This window comes from Kitasatospora aureofaciens (assembly GCF_019192735.1).
Lineage (GTDB): Bacteria > Actinomycetota > Actinomycetes > Streptomycetales > Streptomycetaceae > Kitasatospora > Kitasatospora aureofaciens_A.
On the sequence record NZ_JAHTKP010000002.1, the window covers coordinates 84,307 to 102,128 of the forward strand.

14 protein-coding genes and 1 tRNA gene are annotated in these 17,822 nt (G+C 72.3%); 11 read left to right on the forward strand and 4 right to left on the reverse strand.

The window, feature by feature from the left end; all coding sequences use genetic code 11:
• Positions 1-301: 301 nt before the first annotated feature.
• The 5 genes from KV557_RS02435 (at position 302) to KV557_RS02455 (ending at position 4,280) form a co-directional block, all read left to right on the forward strand.
• Positions 302-742 carry a DUF3052 domain-containing protein gene (locus KV557_RS02435; protein WP_218197917.1) on the forward strand — a complete coding sequence of 147 codons (441 nt, stop codon included), beginning with the start codon at positions 302-304 and terminating at the stop codon, positions 740-742.
• 231 nt (positions 743-973) lie between these two features.
• Positions 974-1,432, forward strand: coding sequence for a peroxiredoxin (locus tag KV557_RS02440; protein WP_218197918.1), 459 nt, complete (start codon positions 974-976; stop codon positions 1,430-1,432).
• Between the two features lie 208 nt (positions 1,433-1,640).
• Positions 1,641-2,216 carry a TerD family protein gene (locus tag KV557_RS02445; protein WP_218197919.1) on the forward strand — a complete coding sequence of 192 codons (576 nt, stop codon included), beginning with the start codon at positions 1,641-1,643 and terminating at the stop codon, positions 2,214-2,216.
• A gap of 220 nt (positions 2,217-2,436) precedes the next feature.
• Entirely contained in the window at positions 2,437-3,015 is a 579-nt protein-coding gene (locus KV557_RS02450; protein ID WP_218197920.1) for a TerD family protein, read from the forward strand.
• Positions 3,016-3,185: 170 nt separating this feature from the next.
• Positions 3,186-4,280, forward strand: coding sequence for a DUF475 domain-containing protein (locus tag KV557_RS02455; RefSeq protein WP_218197921.1), 1,095 nt, complete (start codon positions 3,186-3,188; stop codon positions 4,278-4,280).
• A gap of 103 nt (positions 4,281-4,383) precedes the next feature.
• Here the strand turns inward: KV557_RS02455 and KV557_RS02460 are convergent, their stop codons facing one another.
• Entirely contained in the window at positions 4,384-5,604 is a 1,221-nt protein-coding gene (locus tag KV557_RS02460; protein ID WP_218197922.1) for a DUF2637 domain-containing protein, read from the reverse strand.
• A 348-nt stretch (positions 5,605-5,952) separates the two neighbouring features.
• Here KV557_RS02460 and KV557_RS02465 point away from each other — a divergent pair, with 348 nt between their 5' ends.
• Positions 5,953-6,693, forward strand: a complete 741-nt coding sequence (locus KV557_RS02465; protein ID WP_218197923.1) for a Tellurium resistance — start codon at positions 5,953-5,955, stop codon at positions 6,691-6,693.
• A 103-nt stretch (positions 6,694-6,796) separates the two neighbouring features.
• On the opposite strand, the gene KV557_RS43985 is transcribed toward KV557_RS02465, so the two are convergent.
• A complete protein-coding gene (locus tag KV557_RS43985; protein WP_218197924.1) occupies positions 6,797-7,987 on the reverse strand; it encodes a TerD family protein in 1,191 nt (396 codons plus the stop codon).
• Between the two features lie 384 nt (positions 7,988-8,371).
• On the opposite strand from KV557_RS43985, the gene KV557_RS02475 reads away from it, so the two are divergent.
• The 3 genes from KV557_RS02475 (at position 8,372) to KV557_RS02485 (ending at position 13,040) form a co-directional block, all read left to right on the forward strand.
• Positions 8,372-9,613 carry an HpcH/HpaI aldolase/citrate lyase family protein gene (locus tag KV557_RS02475; RefSeq protein ID WP_218197925.1) on the forward strand — a complete coding sequence of 414 codons (1,242 nt, stop codon included), beginning with the start codon at positions 8,372-8,374 and terminating at the stop codon, positions 9,611-9,613.
• A 119-nt stretch (positions 9,614-9,732) separates the two neighbouring features.
• Complete coding sequence (locus tag KV557_RS02480) at positions 9,733-12,183, forward strand: phosphoribosyltransferase (protein WP_218197926.1); 2,451 nt, start codon at positions 9,733-9,735, stop codon at positions 12,181-12,183.
• A complete protein-coding gene (locus tag KV557_RS02485; RefSeq protein ID WP_218197927.1) occupies positions 12,183-13,040 on the forward strand; it encodes an HAD family hydrolase in 858 nt (285 codons plus the stop codon). Before KV557_RS02480 ends, KV557_RS02485 begins: the two co-directional genes overlap by 1 nt.
• A 68-nt stretch (positions 13,041-13,108) precedes the next feature.
• Here KV557_RS02485 and KV557_RS02490 read toward each other — a convergent pair whose 3' ends face one another.
• Positions 13,109-13,324, reverse strand: a complete 216-nt coding sequence (locus tag KV557_RS02490) for an FmdB family zinc ribbon protein (RefSeq protein WP_218197928.1) — start codon at positions 13,322-13,324, stop codon at positions 13,109-13,111.
• 32 nt (positions 13,325-13,356) lie between these two features.
• On the reverse strand, positions 13,357-14,706 hold the full coding sequence (locus tag KV557_RS02495; RefSeq protein ID WP_308129732.1) for a hypothetical protein: 1,350 nt from the start codon (positions 14,704-14,706) through the stop codon (positions 13,357-13,359).
• A 161-nt stretch (positions 14,707-14,867) separates the two neighbouring features.
• Here KV557_RS02495 and KV557_RS02500 point away from each other — a divergent pair.
• Together KV557_RS02500 and KV557_RS02505 are read left to right on the forward strand one after the other, a co-directional pair.
• Positions 14,868-14,939, forward strand: a tRNA-Val gene (locus tag KV557_RS02500).
• Positions 14,940-15,112: 173 nt separating this feature from the next.
• A complete protein-coding gene (locus tag KV557_RS02505) occupies positions 15,113-17,674 on the forward strand; it encodes an ATP-dependent Clp protease ATP-binding subunit (RefSeq protein WP_308129733.1) in 2,562 nt (853 codons plus the stop codon).
• Positions 17,675-17,822: the final 148 nt, after the last annotated feature.

Below are 17,822 nucleotides of genomic sequence, written 5' to 3' on the forward strand. Positions count from 1 at the left end.
GCGGGCGGCCGGGGTGAGGGCCAACAGGAGACTCTACGCCCGCGCACGCGCGGACCCGAATGCCGTTCGCATCTCGGGCATGAGTACGGCCTGTGGGCCGGGACCACCCGAAGCATCCTTGTCCCACGCAGAGAAGGGCAAATCGGTGTGATTCCCGACACGTCGACCGGCGTGTTCCGGTGCGACACGTCAACCTTTGGAGGGGATCGGGGGTCGGGTACTTGCGCGAACCGCCGCGCCCGTGTGGACTACGGCCACAGCCTCGGCATGGATGCCGAGCCGAATACTGGAGGTTATTCCCGTGAGCGCGACCGCGGACCCCGCGGACAAGTCCAACCTGGCGACCCGTCTCGGCTTCGAAGCGGGCCAGATCATTCAGGAGCTGGGGTACGACGACGACACTGACCAGGATCTCCGCGAGGGCATCGAGGAGCTCACCGGGACGGATCTCGTCGACGAGGACTACGACGACGTCGCCGACGCCGTCCTGCTGTGGCACCGCGACGACGACGGGGACCTCACCGACGCCCTCGTCGACGCCCTGGAGTACCTGGCCGAGGGTGGTCTGATCTGGCTGCTGACGCCCAAGACCGGCCGCGACGGCCACATCGAGGCCTCCGACATCGCGGACGCGGCCCGCACCGCCGGCCTCTCCCAGACCAGCTCGATCGCGATCGCCAAGGACTGGGCGGCCACCCGCCTGGCGACCAAGTCCACGGCCAAGCCGGGCGGCAAGCGCTGAGCGGGCTCTGAAGCCCCCGGCCGGGCCCCGCTGGAGCTTCCTCCAGCGGGGCCCGGCCGCTTCCGTCCCCCGGTTGGAGGCGCTGCCGGGGGGGCGCGTTCGCCCAGGGCGAAAGCGGTCGGCCGGACGGCCCTCGCCCTCACCCGTTCGGCCGAATCCACTCGAACGGATGCGAGGATGTGGCTCGCCGCGCCCGCCGCGCGGCGCCGTCGCGTCAGAAAGGTCCCAACCATGGCCATCGAGGTCGGTACCGAGGCTCCGGACTTCGAGCTCAAGAACCAGCACGGTGAGCTGGTCAAGCTCTCCGACTTCCGGGGCGAGAAGAACGTCGTCCTGGTCTTCTACCCGTTCTCGTTCACCGGTGTCTGCACCGGCGAGGTCTGCGCGATCCAGAAGGAACTGCCGCGACTGCAGAACGACGACGTCCAGGTGCTCGGCGTCTCCAACGACTCGCCGTTCACCCAGCGCGTCTTCGCCGAGCAGGAGGGCCTGGAGTACCCGCTGCTGTCGGACTTCTGGCCGCACGGCGAGGTCTCCCGCGCCTACGGCGTCTTCAACGAGGAGAAGGGCTGCGCGGTCCGCGGCACCTTCGTGATCGACAAGGCGGGCGTGGTCCGCTGGAGCGTCGTGAACGACCTTCCGGACGCCCGGGACGAGCAGGAGTACCTGAAGGTCCTCGGCGCGCTCTGACGCCCGTTCCGGTGCCCTTGCACCGCCCGGCGGGCCCGGCCCCGGCTGATCTCGAACAGCCGCGCCGGGCCCGTCCGCATGTCCGGACGGGAACCCCGCACTAGGCTCGGTCCGTTGACCGGAGGAGGCGCGGAGCCGTCGGCCGGCCGGCGCCTCGAACCGCACCACCGGGGGCACCAGCGCGTGCCTCCCGATTCTTGGAGGACACGTGGGAGTCAGCCTCAGCAAGGGCGGCAACGTCTCGCTCACCAAGGAGGCCCCGGGCCTCACGGCCGTTGTCGTCGGCCTGGGCTGGGACGTCCGGACCACCACCGGCACGGACTTCGACCTGGACGCCAGCGCGCTCCTCTGCAACGACCAGGGCAAGGTCTCCGCGGACGGCAACTTCGTCTTCTTCAACAACCTGCGCAGCCCGGACGGCTCGGTCGAGCACACCGGCGACAACCGCACCGGTGAGGGCGAGGGCGACGACGAGGCGATCAAGGTCAACCTGACCGCCGTACCCGCCGACGTCCAGAAGATCGTCTTCCCGGTCTCCATCTACGACGCCGAGACCCGGCTGCAGAACTTCGGCCAGGTGCGCAACGCGTTCATCCGCGTGGTCAACCAGGCCGACAACAAGGAGCTGGCCCGCTACGACCTCTCCGAGGACGCCTCGACCGAGACCGCGATGGTCTTCGGCGAGCTGTACCGCAACGGCGGCGAGTGGAAGTTCCGCGCCATCGGCCAGGGCTACGCCTCCGGCCTGCGCGGCATCGCCCAGGACTTCGGCGTCAACGTCTGATCCGTTCGGACGGGCCGGCAGCAGGCCTGACGCGGCACCACCCGGCCGGGGCGGCCGTGGACCCCAGAGGTCCGCGGCCGCCCCGGCTTCGTGCTGCTCGGGGGCGCTGCGAGGATGTGAGTTCAGGAAGTTCAGGCGGCTCAAGGGGGCCGGCCGGGGTCGCGGGCGACTAAACCTGGAATGTCGCGCCCCGGGAGAAGGCAAGGGAGGAAGAACAGTCATGGTTGTCACGCTCGCCAAGGGCGGGAACGTCTCGCTCAGCAAGGCCGCGCCGAATCTGACGCAGGTGCAGATCGGGCTCGGCTGGTCCGCCCGCTCGACCACGGGCGCACCGTTCGACCTCGACGCGAGCGCACTGATCTGCGGCGGGGGCCGGGTGCTCGGTGACGAGTACTTCGTGTTCTACAACAACCTCAAGAGCCCGGAGGGTTCGGTCGAGCACCAGGGCGACAACCTCACCGGCGGCGACGACGCGGGTGACGACGAGGTGGTCCTGGTCAACCTGGAGCTGGTTCCGGCCCAGGCGGACAAGGTGGTCTTCGCGGTGTCGATCTACGAGGCCGAGTCACGGCTGCAGAACTTCGGCCAGGTGCGCAACGCCTACATCCGGGTCGTCAACTCCGTGGACGGGCAGGAGATCGCCCGCTACGACCTGACCGAGGACGCGTCCAGCGAGACCGCGATGATCTTCGGCGAGCTGTACCGGTACGCGGGCGAGTGGAAGTTCCGCGCGGTGGGCCAGGGCTACGCCTCGGGCCTGCGGGGCATCGCCCTCGATTTCGGCGTCAACGTCCAGTGAGCGTCCAGTAAGGGCTGATAAAGGCGGACATCAGACTAATCGCACCCACTTCATCGTCATGAGAACAGAGGGCAGTGCGGGGGTGACCTGACCGGGCGGGGCCCGGTCAGGGCGTCTCGGGACGAGGCCGCACCTTGGCACGCCCGAAACCCGAAAGGTAACCAAGTCCCGTGTTCCTCCGCACTTTCGGCTGGTCGTTCGCGATCACCGTCGTCGGCCTGATCGCCGCCGGTGTCCTCTGGGGAGCCCAAGGCTTCGGCATCGTGCTGATCCTCTCCATCCTGGAGATCTCCCTGTCGTTCGACAACGCGGTGGTCAACGCCACGGTGTTGAAGCGGATGAACCCGTACTGGCAGAAGATCTTCCTGACCGTCGGCGTGCTGATCGCCGTCTTCGGCATGCGCCTGGTCTTCCCGCTGCTGGTCGTCGGCCTCACCGCGAAGCTCAACCCGGCGACGGTCGTCGACCTCGCGCTGCACTCCGACAAGACGCACGCCGGCCTCACCTACGGCCAGTACCTGGAGGCGGCCAACCCCGCGATCGCGGCGTTCGGCGGCATCTTCCTGCTCATGATCTTCCTGGACTTCGCGTTCGAGGAGAAGGAGCACAACTGGCTGTCCTGGATCGAGCGACCGCTGGAGAGGGTCGGCAAGCTGGACGCCTTCTCGTCGGTGATCGCGCTGGTCGCGCTGGTGCTGGCGGCCAACCTCTTCGCCGGGGAACACGCCGAGACGGTGCTGCTGGCCGGTGTCCTCGGCCTGGTCACCTACCTCGTGGTCGGCGGGCTCTCGTCGGTCTTCGAGTCGGGCCTGGAGGAGGAGGCCGAGCGGGAGGAGGAGGCCGGGAAGGCCGGGAAGTCCGTCGTCCAGGTCGCCGGCAAGGCCGCGTTCTTCCTGTTCCTCTACCTGGAGGTCCTGGACGCCTCGTTCTCCTTCGACGGCGTGGTGGGCGCGTTCGCCATCTCCAACGACATCTTCATGATCACGCTGGGCCTCGGCATCGGCGCCATGTACATCCGCTCGCTGACCGTCTTCCTGGTCCGCAAGGGCACCCTGGACGACTACGTCTACCTGGAGCACGGCGCGCACTACGCGATCGGCGCGCTCTCGGTGATCCTGCTGGTGGGCATCGAGTACCACATCCCGGAGATCGTCACCGGCCTGATCGGGGTCGCCTTCATCGGGCTGGCGCTCGGCTCGTCGATCCTGCGCAACCGGCGCGAGGGCGCGGGCGACGAGAAGGAACTGGTGGGTGCCGGCAAGTAGCCTGCCGGGCACGCGAAACGGCCGCCTCCGGGGTTCCGGGGGCGGCCGTTTCGTATGCCGATTCGCGTGCCGTCTCGTGTGTGTGTGGCGTGCTCGCGGTGTGCTAGCCGAGCTGCTGCTCGATGGCGCGCAGCTTGCGCTCCAGGGAGTCCAGCTTCGGCATCGACAGGGTGTCGTCGTCGGCCGTCAGGTCGACCGTCGAGCTGCGGTAGGAGGACGACGAGCTGCCGAAGGACGAACTGCCGGAGGACGAGGCCGAGGCGTACGTCGACGGCGTGGAGTAGGACGAGGACGAGGACGTGGAGTAGGACGAGGAGTAGGACGAGGAGTAGGACGAGCCGACGGCGGCGCGCGGCTGGCGGCCGGCGTCCAGGGCGCTGCGCGAGGCGGGCTCGAACACGGAGTTCGTCGAGTCCGAGGCGTGCGAGGCGTTCGAGGTGGCGGTGTCGGACCCGGCGGCTGGGGCAGGCTCCGTAGCGGTCGGGCCGTCGCCGGCGGCGGTGAGCGCGGGCACCTGGCGGCCGCCGCGGGCCCGGGCCAGCATGCCGCCCTGGCGCGAGATCGCCTTCAGCTCGGCCCGCTCGCGGCGGTCGGCGGTCCGGGCGCGCGCCTTGGCGTCCAGCTTCGCCTGGCGCTCCTCGCGCACCTCCTCGACCGCCTCGTCCAGGCTGCGGACGTTCTCCAGCAGCATCAGCGACCAGGCCGCGTACGTCTCGCGCGGGGCGCGCAGCCAGCGGACGATCCGGATCTGCGGCAGCGGGCGCGGCACCAGGCCCTGCTCGCGCAGCGCGGCCTTGCGGGTCTGCTTCAGCGCCCGGTCGAACAGGATCGCCGCCGAGATCGACATGCCGGAGAAGAACTGCGGGGCGCCGGCGTGGCCGAGACCGCGCGGCGCGTGCACCCAGTTGAACCAGGCCGAGGCGATCGCGAACACCCAGACCAGCAGGCGCGAGCCGAGCGCCGCGTCACCGTGGCTGGCCTCGCGGACGGCGAGCACCGAGCAGAACATCGCGGCGCCGTCCAGGCCGAACGGGACGAGGTACTCCCAGCCGTTGGCCAGGCCCAGGTTCTCCTTACCGAAGCCCACCAGGCCGTGGAAGGACAGCGCGGCCGCGACGCCGGCACAGCAGAACAGCAGTGTGTAGGAGGAGATCCCGTAGATCATCTCCTTGCGGCGCCGGCGCTCCTCGCTGCGCTCCCAGGAGTCGCCGGACTCGTCCTTCTTCGCGTTCTTGAAGCGCAGCGTCGCCGCCAGGATGGAGATGAACAGCAGGGCTGCGCCGCCGACGACGGTCCAGACCAGCTGTATGGAGGTCAGGTTCATTGCGGGTCGGGCCTCGGGTTTCCGCAGGGGACAGGTTCACAGCGCGACACAGGCGGTCAGGTCCCGTCGTGAGGGCCGGGCCTGACGATTCGTTCGTCGCCGCACGGTGTGCCCACCGCGCCCGCGCAGGGGCGGACGGGACACCTGTGCGGCTAGACGATATCGCGTCCGAAGGGGCGGCATGTTACGGGAGGGCGGCTTCCTCCGGCCAATCGGCTCGCCGGTGAACAGGAGGGGACCCCGGCGGGTAGGGGAGAAGGAGGTTCGGGTATCCGTCGGCCGGGCCGATGCCCGATCATGGACCGGCGGACCGTCAGATCGCCTGGCGGAGGGCAGGGGGAGGACTGGATGGTCTCGATCTGGGAGTACCTGCGCGGGGACCGGAACTACACCTTCGACAACCCGGGCGGCCAGCACAAGGTGACGCTCACCAAGTCGGTCCCGCAGCACGCGATCACCGGCGCCGCGGCCACCACCGGCTACCTCTACGTCAACCTGCACTGGACCACGCGCTCCGGCGCCGCCCGGCCCGGCACCCGGGATTCGCTCAAGCGCTTCTTCAGCCCGCGCATCCTGAGCCCGCTGGAGCCGGACTCGCAGCAGAACGAGCAGGTCAACGTCGACCTCGACCTGGCGTGCATGTACGAACTCTCCGACGGCACCCGGGGCGTGGTGCAGCCGCTCGGCAACTTCTTCGGCGACCTCCAGCAGCCGCCGTACATCAAGCTCAGCGGCGACGACCAGTACGGGGCGCCGTCGGGCGAGACGATGTACGTCAACCTGGAGAAGAAGGACAAGTTCAAACGGCTGCTGATCTTCGTCTACATCTACGACGGCACGCCGGCCTTCGAGCAGTCCCACGCGGTGGTGACGATCGTGCCGCAGACCGGTCCGCGGATCGAGATCAAGCTGGAGGAGCGGGCCCGGGCGGCGCGGTCGTGTGCGGTGGTGCTGATCGAGAACGCGGGGGACAACCAGCTGACGGTGCGGCGCGAGGTGCGGTACGTCAACGGGTTCCAGGCGGACATCGACCGGCTGTACGGGTTCGGGATGCAGTGGCAGCGCGGGTACAAGAACCAGGGCGACTGACGGTGGGGCGACGGACGGCGTGACGTGGGCGTGACGTAGCCCCGCCGGGCGGCTCGGCCGTCCGGCGGGGTGGTGGGTCGGGCTTGTGCCGGCAGGGGCGTGCTCAGCGGGGCTGGAACTGCGGGCCCTGCGGGGGCAGCGCGAACTCCTCGGCCGGGGGCTGCGTCTGGTCGGTCTGTGGCGGAGCCGGGGGCTGGTGTGGCTGCTGGCCGGTGTGTGGGGGAGCGGAGCCGTAGCCGCCGCCGGCGTGCGACTGGTGCGGGACCGGCGGGGTCTGCGGCGGGTGTGGGTAGCCGTAACCGGTGCCGGGCTGCGGGGCCGGCGCGCCGACGGGGTTGGTGCGTGGCGGGTTCGGCGGGGGGTAGCCGTAGCCGGGCTGCGCGGGCGGGGGGTAACCGTAGCCCGTGCCGGGTTGCGGCGGGGGTGGGTAGCCGTAACCGGTGCCGGGCTGCGGGGCGGGGTGAGCGGGCGGCGGTGTCATGGTGGGCGGTGCCGAGGGCGGCGGGGGAGCGGCGGGGCCGGCCGTCGGCGCCTTGGTGGGCGGCGGCGGGGTGGCCGGTGCGGTGGTCTGCGGGGCGGCCTGCTGGGCGGGCGCGTTCTGCGGGACTGCCGGAGCCAGGGTGAAGGTGCCGGGCTCCTCGGACCGGGGGGCCGGGCGCGGGGCCGGCAGCGGGGTGCTGCGCGGGTCGACGGCGTGGGTGGGGGCGGGCGTCGGCGCGGCCGGCGCACCGGCCTCGGCCGCCGCCTCGTCCTCGACGGTGATGCCGAAGTCGGTGGCCAGGCCGATCAGCCCGGAGGTGTAGCCCTGGCCGATCGCCCGGAACTTCCAGGTCCCGGCCCGTCGGTACAGCTCGCCCGCGACCAGCGCGGTGACGGTGTCGGCGTCGGTGATCGCGAACTCGGCGATCGCGGGCCCGTTCTCGCCGGTCGCGGCGTCGAAGAGCAGCACGCGCAGCCCCGCCACCGCGCGGAAGGTGCCGCCCTCGGAGGAGCCCGCCAGCACCACCCGGTCCACGCCGGCGGGCAGCTTCGCCAGCTCGACCTCGACGGTGTCGGTGATCTCGGTGCCGTCCGGGGTCTGCTGCTTGGGCAGGTGGCGCACCAGTCCGGAGGGGTGCCGCGGCTGGTTGTAGAAGACGAAGTCGGCATCCGAACGGACCCTGCCGTCGGTGCCGAGCAGCAGCGCGGACGCGTCCACGTCCGGCGCACCGGGCGTGGCGCTCCAGCGCAGCACGGCGCGGACCGCCGCCGCCGGCAGTGCGAGGTTGGCGCCCTTGGCCATCACGTGCGTCATAGCCGACCATCCTGCCTGTTCGCCACCCCTTCGGACAACGTGACCGAAGCCGCCGGAATCACATCGGATTTTGCCAAGGCTTGCGTTTGACGGCCCGTATCGGTGGTCGGCCGGCCAGGGTGCAGCGGACGGCAAATGTTCCGGAATTTCAGTGGGCCGGTGCGGCGACCGGAGCCGCATCCGGCCGGAACTCGCCCGTACGATGGGCGGCCGGACGGCGCCTGAGAGGGGTGCGCGAGGGGGCCGAGCAGGGCGTTCGCGGGCCCGCGGTCGGGAACCACCGTGCCCGGTGGACGGGTTAACCATCGTGTTGTCCCGTGCCGCCGCACAGCGCTCCGCGCCCTGGAACGGACCGGCGGTCGTCAAACCTCTGAGGAGAGCACCTTGCGCCATTTCGGCCACCTCGCCGACGACGTACGCGGCCGGCTCTTCCTCGAACCGCCCCGGCCGTTCTCTTCGGAGAGCGAGGCGGCCGTGCTCGCCACCGCCCTCGGTGGCACCCTCTACAGCCCCGCCACCAGGCCCGCGCTGGCCGCCGACATCCGCAAACAGGCTGCTCGGGGCGTGGTTTCGATGGTGCTCTGCCTGGAGGACGCGATCGCCGACCACGAGGTGGGTGCGGGGGAGCGCAACCTCGTCGAGCAATTCAATGACCTGGTCATGGATTTCACGGACTGCACACAGAGTCATCCCCTGCTCTTCATCAGAGTTCGCACCGCCTCCCAGATCGTGGACCTCACCCGACGGCTGGGACCAGCCGTCCGCCTGCTCACCGGGTTCGTCCTGCCCAAGTTCACCGGGCACAGCGGCGGCGGGTACCTCGACGCCCTCGCCGAGGCCGAGACCGTCGCCGGGCGGCGGCTGTACGCGATGCCCGTGCTGGAATCGCCCGAACTCGCCCACCTGGAGACCCGGCGCGAGCAGCTCTTCGGCATCGCCCGGCTGCTCGCCGAGCACCGCGACCGGGTGCTCGCCGTTCGCCTCGGCGTCACCGACCTGTGCTCCGCGTACGGGCTGCGCCGCTCGCCCGACCTCACCGCGTACGACGTCGCGCTGGTGGCCGGGGTGATCGGCGACGTGGTCAATGTCCTCGGCCGGGCGGACGGCACGGGGTTCACCGTCACCGGACCGGTGTGGGAGTACTTCCCGGTCCAGGAGCGGATGTTCAGGCCGCAGCTGCGGCGCACCCCGTTCGCCGAGGTGGCCGGGGGCGCGAGAGGGACCGCGAACGGGGCGGCGAACGGGGCGGCGACCGGGACCGTCCGGGTCTCCGGCGAGGAGGTCCGCCGGCGGATCATCGAGCACGACCTGGACGGGCTGATCCGGGAGATCGAACTCGACCGCGCCAACGGCCTGCTGGGCAAGACCTGCATCCACCCCAGCCACGTCCCCGCCGTGCACGCCCTCTCGGTGGTCACGCACGAGGAGTACTGCGACGCCCGGGACATCCTCCGGCAGGAGCAGGGCGGGGGCGGGGTGCTGCGCTCGGCGTACACCAACAAGATGAACGAGGCGCGGCCGCACCGGGCCTGGGCGGAGCGGGTGCTGCTGCGGGCGCGGGTGTTCGGGGTGGCGCGGGAGGACGTCAGCTTCGCGGAGCTGCTGATGAGCACATTGATCCGGTGACCGGGGCGACGGACCTGGTGAGCCACGAGCCCCGTTGACCTCGCTGATTCGCAAACCCGTGATCCCTCAACCCGGTTGATCCGAAACCGCACCGTCGCACCACCGAAAGCAGGACCAGAGTGACAGCACAGCAGACGTGGACCGGCCGCTGGGTCGCCGACCGGGCCGGGGTCGGCCTCAGTGGATCCGAGCGCCTCACCGCCCTGGTCGGCCTGGCCCTGCGCGAGAACCGCAAGCGCGCCCACCTCCTGGTCTCCACCGTGCTCGGCAAGCACGTCCCGCAGCGTCCGGCGGTCGTCCACGGCGCCGGGGTCGAACTCGGCTGTCGGGTCGGTGAGTTGCTCGGCGCCGAGGCTGTCGCGCGGGCCGTCGTCCTCGGCTACGCGGAGACCGCCACCGCTCTCGGCCACAGCGTCGCCGACGGTCTCGGCGCCCCCTACCTGCACTCCACCCGCCGCCCGGTGCCCGGTGTGCGCCCGCTCGGCGGCTTCGAGGAGGAGCACTCGCACGCCACCGCACACCTGCTCCTCCCCGCCGACCCCGAACTCCTTGCCCAGGACGGCCCGTTGGTCCTCGTCGACGACGAGTTCTCGACCGGCCGGACCGTCCTCAACACCATCCGCGAACTGCACGCCCGGCACCCGCGCGCCCACTACGTCGTCGTCGCCCTCGTCGACCTGCGCGCCGAGGCCGACCGACGCCGCCTCGCCGACGCCGCGGCCGAACTCGGCGTCCGGCTGGACCTGGTGGCCGCCGCAACCGGCGCCGTGCGGCTGCCCGACGACATCCTCGACCGGGCCGGGCGGCTGATAGCCGAGGCCGGTCCGGCCCCCGACGTCCCGGCGGCCGTGCCCGCCCCGCTCGTCCGGGTCGAGTTGGACTGGCCCGCCGGTCTGCCGGACGGCGGGCGGCACGGGTTCACCGCCGAGCACCGCGCCCGGCTCGACGCCGCCCTGCCCGGGCTGGCGGAGCAGCTGGCCGGTGGGCTGTCCGGTACGGAGGATGGCGCGCCGGGTGCCGAACTGCTCGGCCGGGTCCTGGTGTTGGGCTTCGAGGAGCTGATGTACGCGCCGCTGCGCCTGGCCGGCGCGCTCGCCGAGCGGCTCGGCGGCGACCGCGTCCGGTACTCCACCACGACCCGCTCGCCCGTCCTCGCCGTGGACGATCCCGGCTACGCCATCCGCACCCGCCTTGCCTTCCCCGCCCACGACGACCCGCAGGACGACGCCTCGCACGAGCGCTACGCCTACAACGTCGCCCCGGGCGGCGATCCCGCGCGCCGCTTCGACGCCGTCGTGCTGGTCGTCGACGACGTCGCCGACACCCCCGCCCTGCACGAGGGCGAGCGTGCGCTGCTCACCCAACTGCGCCAGGTCACCGACCGGGTGGTGCTCGCGGTGCTGCCGTCGCACCGGCCGGTTCGGCTTCCCGGCCCGCTGCGGGGTCCGGTGTTCTCGTCCTACCGTCCCGACGAGGTGGCCTGGCTGCTCAAGGACCTCTCCGGCATCCCGCTCGAAGTCCCCACCGAGGAGCGCGAGGAGGCCGTCCAGAACGGCGGCGCGCACTACGCCGAGTCGCTGCCGGTCGAGTATCAGCCCAGCCCCGAGTACCAGGAGCTGTTCCACCAGGCGCTGCGCGGCTCCGCCCGGCGGATCGCCCTCGCCGTCGGCACCGTCGCCGAGACGCTGCTGCGCGAGCGCGGCCCCGGCCTGGTGCTCGCCTCGCTGGCCCGGGCGGGCACGCCCGTCGGCATCCTGGTGCGCCGCTGGCTCGCCTTCGCGTACGGCCTGGACACCCCGCACTACGCCGTCTCGATCGTCCGCGGCCGGGGCGTCGACGCCGTCGCCCTGCGCTACCTGGCGGCCCGCCACCACGCCCCCGACGTCGTGTTCGTCGACGGCTGGACCGGCAAGGGCGCGATCACCCGCGAGCTCGCCGACGCCCTCGCCGGCACGCCGTTCGACCCCGACCTCGCCGTCCTCGCCGACCCCGGTCGCTGCGTGCGCACCTTCGGCACCCGGGACGACTTCCTGATCCCCTCGGCCTGCCTCAACTCCACGGTGTCCGGCCTGATTTCGCGGACGGTCGTGCGCGACGGACTGATCGGCCCGGACGATTTCCACGGCGCCAAGCACTACACCGAGCTGGCCGGCGCGGACGTCTCCGCCGCCTTTCTCGACACCGTCACCGACCACTTCGCCGCCGTCCGGTCCGAGGCGCAGGCCGGCGCCGACCGGCTCGGCACGGCCCCCGACCGGGCGCCCGACTGGGCCGGCTGGGCCGCCGTCGAGCGGATCAGCGCCGAGTACGGCATCGACAGCGTCAACCTCGTGAAGCCCGGCGTCGGCGAGACCACCCGGGTGCTGCTGCGCCGCGTCCCCTGGCGGGTGCTCGCCCGCCGCGGCGCCGGCGCAGATCTCGACCACGTGCGCCTGCTCGCCGCACAGCGCGGCGTCCCGGTCGAGGAGGTGGACGGTTTGCCGTACACGTGCGTCGGCCTCATCCATCCCCGCTACAGTCGGGGAGCAACCGGGGCCTCTGGCAAGGCCGTTCTGGTGAAGGAGTCCTGATGCCCGCCTCGTTCCCGGCCGACGGTCCGGGCGGTGGCCGCTCGGCGCTGGTGGTCAGCGACCTCGACCGCACCCTGATCTACTCCAACCCGGCCCTCGCCCTGGACGTCCCCGACCGGCTCGCCCCGAGGCTGCTCTCGGTCGAGGTGTACGAGGGCAGGGCGCACTCGTTCCTCACCGAGCAGGCCGCCGCGATGCTCGCCGACCTCGCCCGGGAGGCCTGGCTCGTCCCCGCGACCACCCGCACCGTCGCCCAGTACGAACGCGTCAACCTGCCCGGCCCGACGCCCGGTTGGGTCCCCCCGTACGCGATCTGCGGCAACGGCGGGCAACTGCTCGTCGACGGTGTGCCGGACCGGGACTGGCGGGCCGGGATCACCGCGCGGCTCGCCGCCTCCTCGGCGCCGCTGGCCGAGGTCGTCGAGCACCTTGCGCGGTCCGCCGACCCGGAGTGGACGCGCGCACGGCGCGTCGCCGACGAGCTGTTCGCCTACCTCGTCGTCGAGCGCGCGCAGGTGCCGGACGGCTGGCTCGACGACCTGACCGGCTGGTGCGCCGAACGCGGCTGGACCGTCTCGCTCCAGGGCCGCAAGGTGTACGCCGTCCCCGCGCACCTCCGCAAGAGCGCCGCCCTCGCGGAGGTGGTCCGGCGGACCGGCGCGTCCACCGTGCTCGCCGCCGGCGACTCCCTGCTCGACGCCGACCTGCTGCTCGCCGCCGACGCCGCCTGGCGGCCCGGGCACGGCGAACTCGCCGACCGGGGCTGGACGGCCCCCGGCGTCACCGCCCTGGAGGAGGTGGGGGTGGCGGCCGGGGAGGAGATCGTCCGGCGGTTCCTGGCGCGGGTGTCGTCCTAGCTTCGGTGACGTCCCGGTTTCGGTGACGTCCCGGTTCTGGTGATGCCCCGGCTTTGGAGCCGTGCTGGTTAGCCGCAGCAACCCCCGCCGCAGCAGCCGCCCCCGCCCCCGCCGCTGGGGGCCTGCTGCGGAGTGCTGCTGCCGGTGACGGCGACGGTGGACAGCAGCTTCACGGTGTCCTCGTGGCCCTGCGGGCAGACGGCGGGGTCGTTGGCCTGCGCCATAGCGCGGCGGAGCTCGAACGTGGCGCCGCAGGAGCGGCAGCGGAAGTCGTAGCGTGGCATACCGGCAGGGTACCGAGGAGCTGCCCGGTGCCCTACCGGTGGCCGCCGAGGTCGCCCCGGATCAGCTCGATCACCCGGGCCGCCGTCTCCCGCACGCCCGCCAGTTCCGTCAGGAACCGCCAGTAGTCCGGGTGCCGGCCCGCCGCCTCCAGCGCGGCCACCGCCCGGTCCAGCCGCGCGACCGCCTCGTCCAGCGGCGCGGCGTGCCGCGGGTCCGGCGCCTGGCGGCCCGCCATCGCCAGCCGCTGCGCGTCGCGCAGGGCGAACCGGGCCCGCTCGACCTCGCGGTTCGGGTCGTGCTGCACCTCGTTCAGCTGCCGCAGACGCTCGTTCACGGCGACGACCGAGCCCTCTGCGGTGTCCAGCAGCGCGCGGACCGTACCGATCGCGGCGGTCGCGTCCGCCCAGCGCTGCTCGTCACGCGCCCGGGCCGCCTCCGCCAACTTGCGCTCCGCCGCCCGGCCGGTCTCCGCGACCTGCTCCGGCACCCGCTGGAGGTCCTGCCAGCAGGCCGCGCTGAACCGGCGGCGCAGCTCGCTCAGCGCCGGCTCGACCGTCGCCGCCTTCGTCTCCAGCGCCTGGATCCGGGTCCGCAGGCTGGCGACCCGCCGGTCGATCTCCCGGGCCCGCTCCGGCAACTGCGCCGCGTCCGCCGCGATCGCGTCCGCGCGCTGCCGCATGCCGTCCGCCCGCTGGAGCGTCGCCGCCACTCCGTGCCGGGCCGCGCCCTCGTTCAGGCGTGCCAGCTCCGGGGCGAGTTCGGCCAGCCGGGCCGCCAGGTCGTCCGCCCGCAGGCCGGCGGCGCGCACCGCGTCCAGTGCGTTGGTCGCCGCGAGCAGGGCGCGCTTCGCCTGCTCGACCGCCGGGGCGACGCGCATCAGCTGCTGCTCGGCGTGCTGGAGCGTCGGCTGGAGGCGCTGCAGGAAGTCGTTCAGCTCCGCCCGCGCCGAGCCGAGCCGGCCCCGGACGTCCTCCAGCACCCGCCGGGCCTGCGCGGCCGCCCCGGCGTCCAGGGCCTCGTCGTCCAGGTCGTACGCGTCGAGCGCGGCCAGGTAGTTCACGGTGACCTGGTTCACGCGGCCGGAGATCGCCTCGAAGTCCGCCTGTGCCCGCTGCGAGGTCGCGGCGTTCCCGGCCGCCCGGACCGTCTCCACCGCCAGCTGCACCTCGCGCTGCGTCGAGTCCAGCTCGTAGAACGCCTCCTGCGCCGCGTCCCGGGCCGCCTTGGCGTCCGCCCGCACACCCTCCCCGCCGCGCCGTCCCCACCAGCCGCCGCTCCCGGCCGACGCCAGCCCGACCGCCCCCAGCGCACCCGCCAGCACCACCGGCAGCACCAGCACCTCGGCCAGCGCACTCCCCGTCCGACGCCGCCCCACCGCCACTGCGCGCTCCCCGCTCCGACCGCCGATCCGCCGCCATTCTCCCCGATCACCCCACCGCACCGTCACCCCCCACCCGTCCCACTCCCCGACCACCCGCACCACACCACCCCCCACGACCAGGTACCCTAGGCAGTCGTCGTGCCCCGACCAGGCCGCGACGGGGGCGCGTAGCTCAGTGGTAGAGCGCTGCTCTTACAAAGCAGATGTCGGCGGTTCGAAACCGTCCGCGCCCACCGGTTCTCGAAGGGCCGGTCCAGGAGGTAGCTCCCTCCTGGACCGGCCCTTCGGCGTTCGGGGGGTCTGTGGTGGCCGGGGTGAGGGGGTGGACGCGGCCCGGTGCTCGGGAGGCGGGGTGCCACGGGCTGTGTTTGTGTGGCAGCAGACCGCTTGGGAGAGGTGATCCGCCGTGACCATACCCCCGTTCGGATCGAGCGATCCGTTCTCCGACCTGCTCAGCCGGTTCTTCGGGATGAGCCCGGTGGCCTCCCCGCCCGCCGTGCAGCGGGTGCCGATCGGGCGGCTGCTGAGCGAGTCGTCGCAGGAACTGCTGGCGCTGGCCGCGCAGCGCGCGTCGAAGGACGGGAGCAGCGATCTCGACACCGCCCACCTGGCCTGGGCCGCCGCCCGGGTGGAGCCGTCGCGCCGGATGCTGGAGCGGGCGGGGATCGACCCGGACCAACTGTCCGCCGATCTGGAGCAGTCGCTGCCGTCCGGGCACGCGTCCGCCGAGGACGGCCGGCCCGCGCTGACGCCGTCGGCGAAGCGCGCACTGCTCGCCGCGCACGCCCGTTCGCAGGCGAGCGGCGCGTCGTACATCGGCCCGGAGCACATCCTCGGCGCGCTGCTGGACCAGGAGCGCTCGGGTGCGGGCGCGGCGCTGCGCAACGCGGCGCCCTCGCAGGAGGCACTGCGGACGGTGCTGGACGGGCGGGGCGTCGGCGGGGAGCGCAGCAGCGCGGGCGCGCACCCGAGCGAGACGCCGACGTTGGACGAGTACGGGCGGGACCTGACCGAGGAGGCGCGCTCGGGCCGGCTGGACCCGGTGGTCGGGCGGGCCGAGGAGATCGAGCAGACCGTCGAGATCCTCTCCCGGCGGACCAAGAACAACCCGGTGCTGATCGGCGAGCCGGGCGTCGGCAAGACCGCGATCGTGGAGGGGCTGGCGCAGCGGATCGTCTCCGGCGACGTGCCGCAGAGCCTCAAGGACAAGCGGGTGGTCACCCTCGACCTGACCGCGCTGGTAGCCGGCTCGAAGTACCGGGGCGAGTTCGAGGAGCGGCTGAAGAACGTGATCGACGAGGTCACGGCGGCCGAGAAGAGCGTGATCCTGTTCCTGGACGAGCTGCACACCGTGGTCGGCGCCGGGGGCGGCGGCGAGGGCTCGATGGACGCCGGCAACATCCTCAAACCGGCCCTGGCGCGCGGTGAGTTGAGCGTGGTCGGGGCGACGACGCTGGACGAGTACCGCAAGCACGTGGAGAAGGACGCCGCGCTGGAGCGGCGCTTCCAGCCGGTGCTGGTGCCGGAGCCGAGCGTCGAGGAGACGATCGAGATCCTGCAGGGGCTGCGCGACGCGTACGAGGCGCACCACCAGGTGCGGTTCACCGACGAGGCGCTGGACGCGGCGGCGACGCTCTCCGACCGGTACGTCAGCGACCGCTTCCTGCCGGACAAGGCGATCGACCTGCTGGACCAGGCGGGGGCGCGGGTCCGGCTGCGCAGCCTGTCCGGCTCCACCGAGGCGACCTCGGTGCAGGACCGGATCACCAAGCTGAAGCGGGAACTTGAGGAGGCCGTCGCGGACGAGGAGTTCGTGCGGGCCGCCAACCTGAAGACCGAGCTCCGGCAGACCGAGGACGAGCTGGCGGCGATCGCCGAGGGCCGCGAGGAGGTGGTCGACGTCACCGCGGACGACATCGCGCAGGTGCTGTCCCGCCGCACCGGCATCCCGGTGGCCGAGCTGAACGCGACCGAGAAGGAGCGGCTGCTCAAGCTGGAGGAGCACCTGCACGAGAAGGTGATCGGCCAGGACGAGGCGGTCACCGCGGTCGCCCAGGCGGTCCGCCGCGGCCGGGCCGGGATGGGCGACCCGGAGCGGCCGACCGGCTCCTTCCTGTTCCTCGGACCGACCGGCGTCGGCAAGACCGAGCTGGCGAAGGCGCTGGCCGCGCTGCTGTTCGGCGACCCGGACCGGATGATCCGCTTCGACATGAGCGAGTTCCAGGAGAAGCACACCGTCTCCCGGCTGGTCGGCTCGCCGCCCGGGTACGTCGGGTACGAGGAGGCGGGGCAGCTCACCGAGGCGGTCCGCCGCAAGCCGTACAGCGTGCTGCTCTTCGACGAGGTGGAGAAGGCACACCCGGACGTCTTCAACCTGCTGCTCCAGGTGCTGGACGACGGGCGGCTGACCGACTCCCAGGGGCGTACGGTCAACTTCCGCAACACCGTGGTGATCATGACCAGCAACATCGGTTCGCAGCGGATCCTGGACCACTCCGGGAACGTGGATGCCCGGAGCGGAGCTCCTGATCCGGCACTGCGCGACGATCTGATGCGCGACCTGTGCCAGCAGTTCCGGCCGGAGTTCCTGAACCGGATCGACGAGGTGATCGTCTTCCACGCGCTCACCCGGAAGAACCTGCTGTCCGTCGTGGGCCTGCTGCTGGACCGCAGCCGGCGCCGGCTGAAGGCGCAGGACGTGCGGCTGGAGGTGACCGAGGCGGCCAAGGAATGGCTGGTGAACCGGGGCTACCAGCCGGAGTTCGGGGCCCGGCCGCTGCGCCGGACGATCCAGTCGGAGCTGGACAACCGGGTGTCCAACCTGCTGCTCGACGGCAGTGTGCGGGAGGGGGACACGCTGATCGCGGACGTGAGCGACGGCGAGCTGGTGGTCACGTTGGCCCGGCCGGAGGCGTCGGCGACGTTCGGGGAGGCGGAGGACAAGGCGCGGGCTGCTGAGGAGAGCTGAGGAGAGCTGAGGAGAGCTGAGGAGAGCTGAGGAGGGACGGGCTTCGGGGCGGGGTTCGGTTCGGGCGTACTCCCGGGGGAGTACGCCCGAACGCCACTGGTGGAGGACGCGTGGGGGCGGGGCGCGGGTCTAGCCTTCCGGGCATGAT

Bases quoted from the DNA above. Each gene is read 5' to 3' on its own strand.
- KV557_RS02485 (WP_218197927.1), top strand. From the start codon at position 12,183: ATGCCCGCCTCGTTCCCGGCCGACGGTCCGGGCGGTGGCCGCTCGGCG.
- KV557_RS02450 (WP_218197920.1), top strand. From the start codon at position 2,437: ATGGTTGTCACGCTCGCCAAGGGCGGGAACGTCTCGCTCAGCAAGGCC.
- KV557_RS02490 (WP_218197928.1), bottom strand. From the start codon at position 13,324: ATGCCACGCTACGACTTCCGCTGCCGCTCCTGCGGCGCCACGTTCGAG.
- KV557_RS43985 (WP_218197924.1), bottom strand. From the start codon at position 7,987: ATGACGCACGTGATGGCCAAGGGCGCCAACCTCGCACTGCCGGCGGCG.
- KV557_RS02465 (WP_218197923.1), top strand. From the start codon at position 5,953: ATGGTCTCGATCTGGGAGTACCTGCGCGGGGACCGGAACTACACCTTC.
- KV557_RS02440 (WP_218197918.1), top strand. From the start codon at position 974: ATGGCCATCGAGGTCGGTACCGAGGCTCCGGACTTCGAGCTCAAGAAC.
- KV557_RS02460 (WP_218197922.1), bottom strand. From the start codon at position 5,604: ATGAACCTGACCTCCATACAGCTGGTCTGGACCGTCGTCGGCGGCGCA.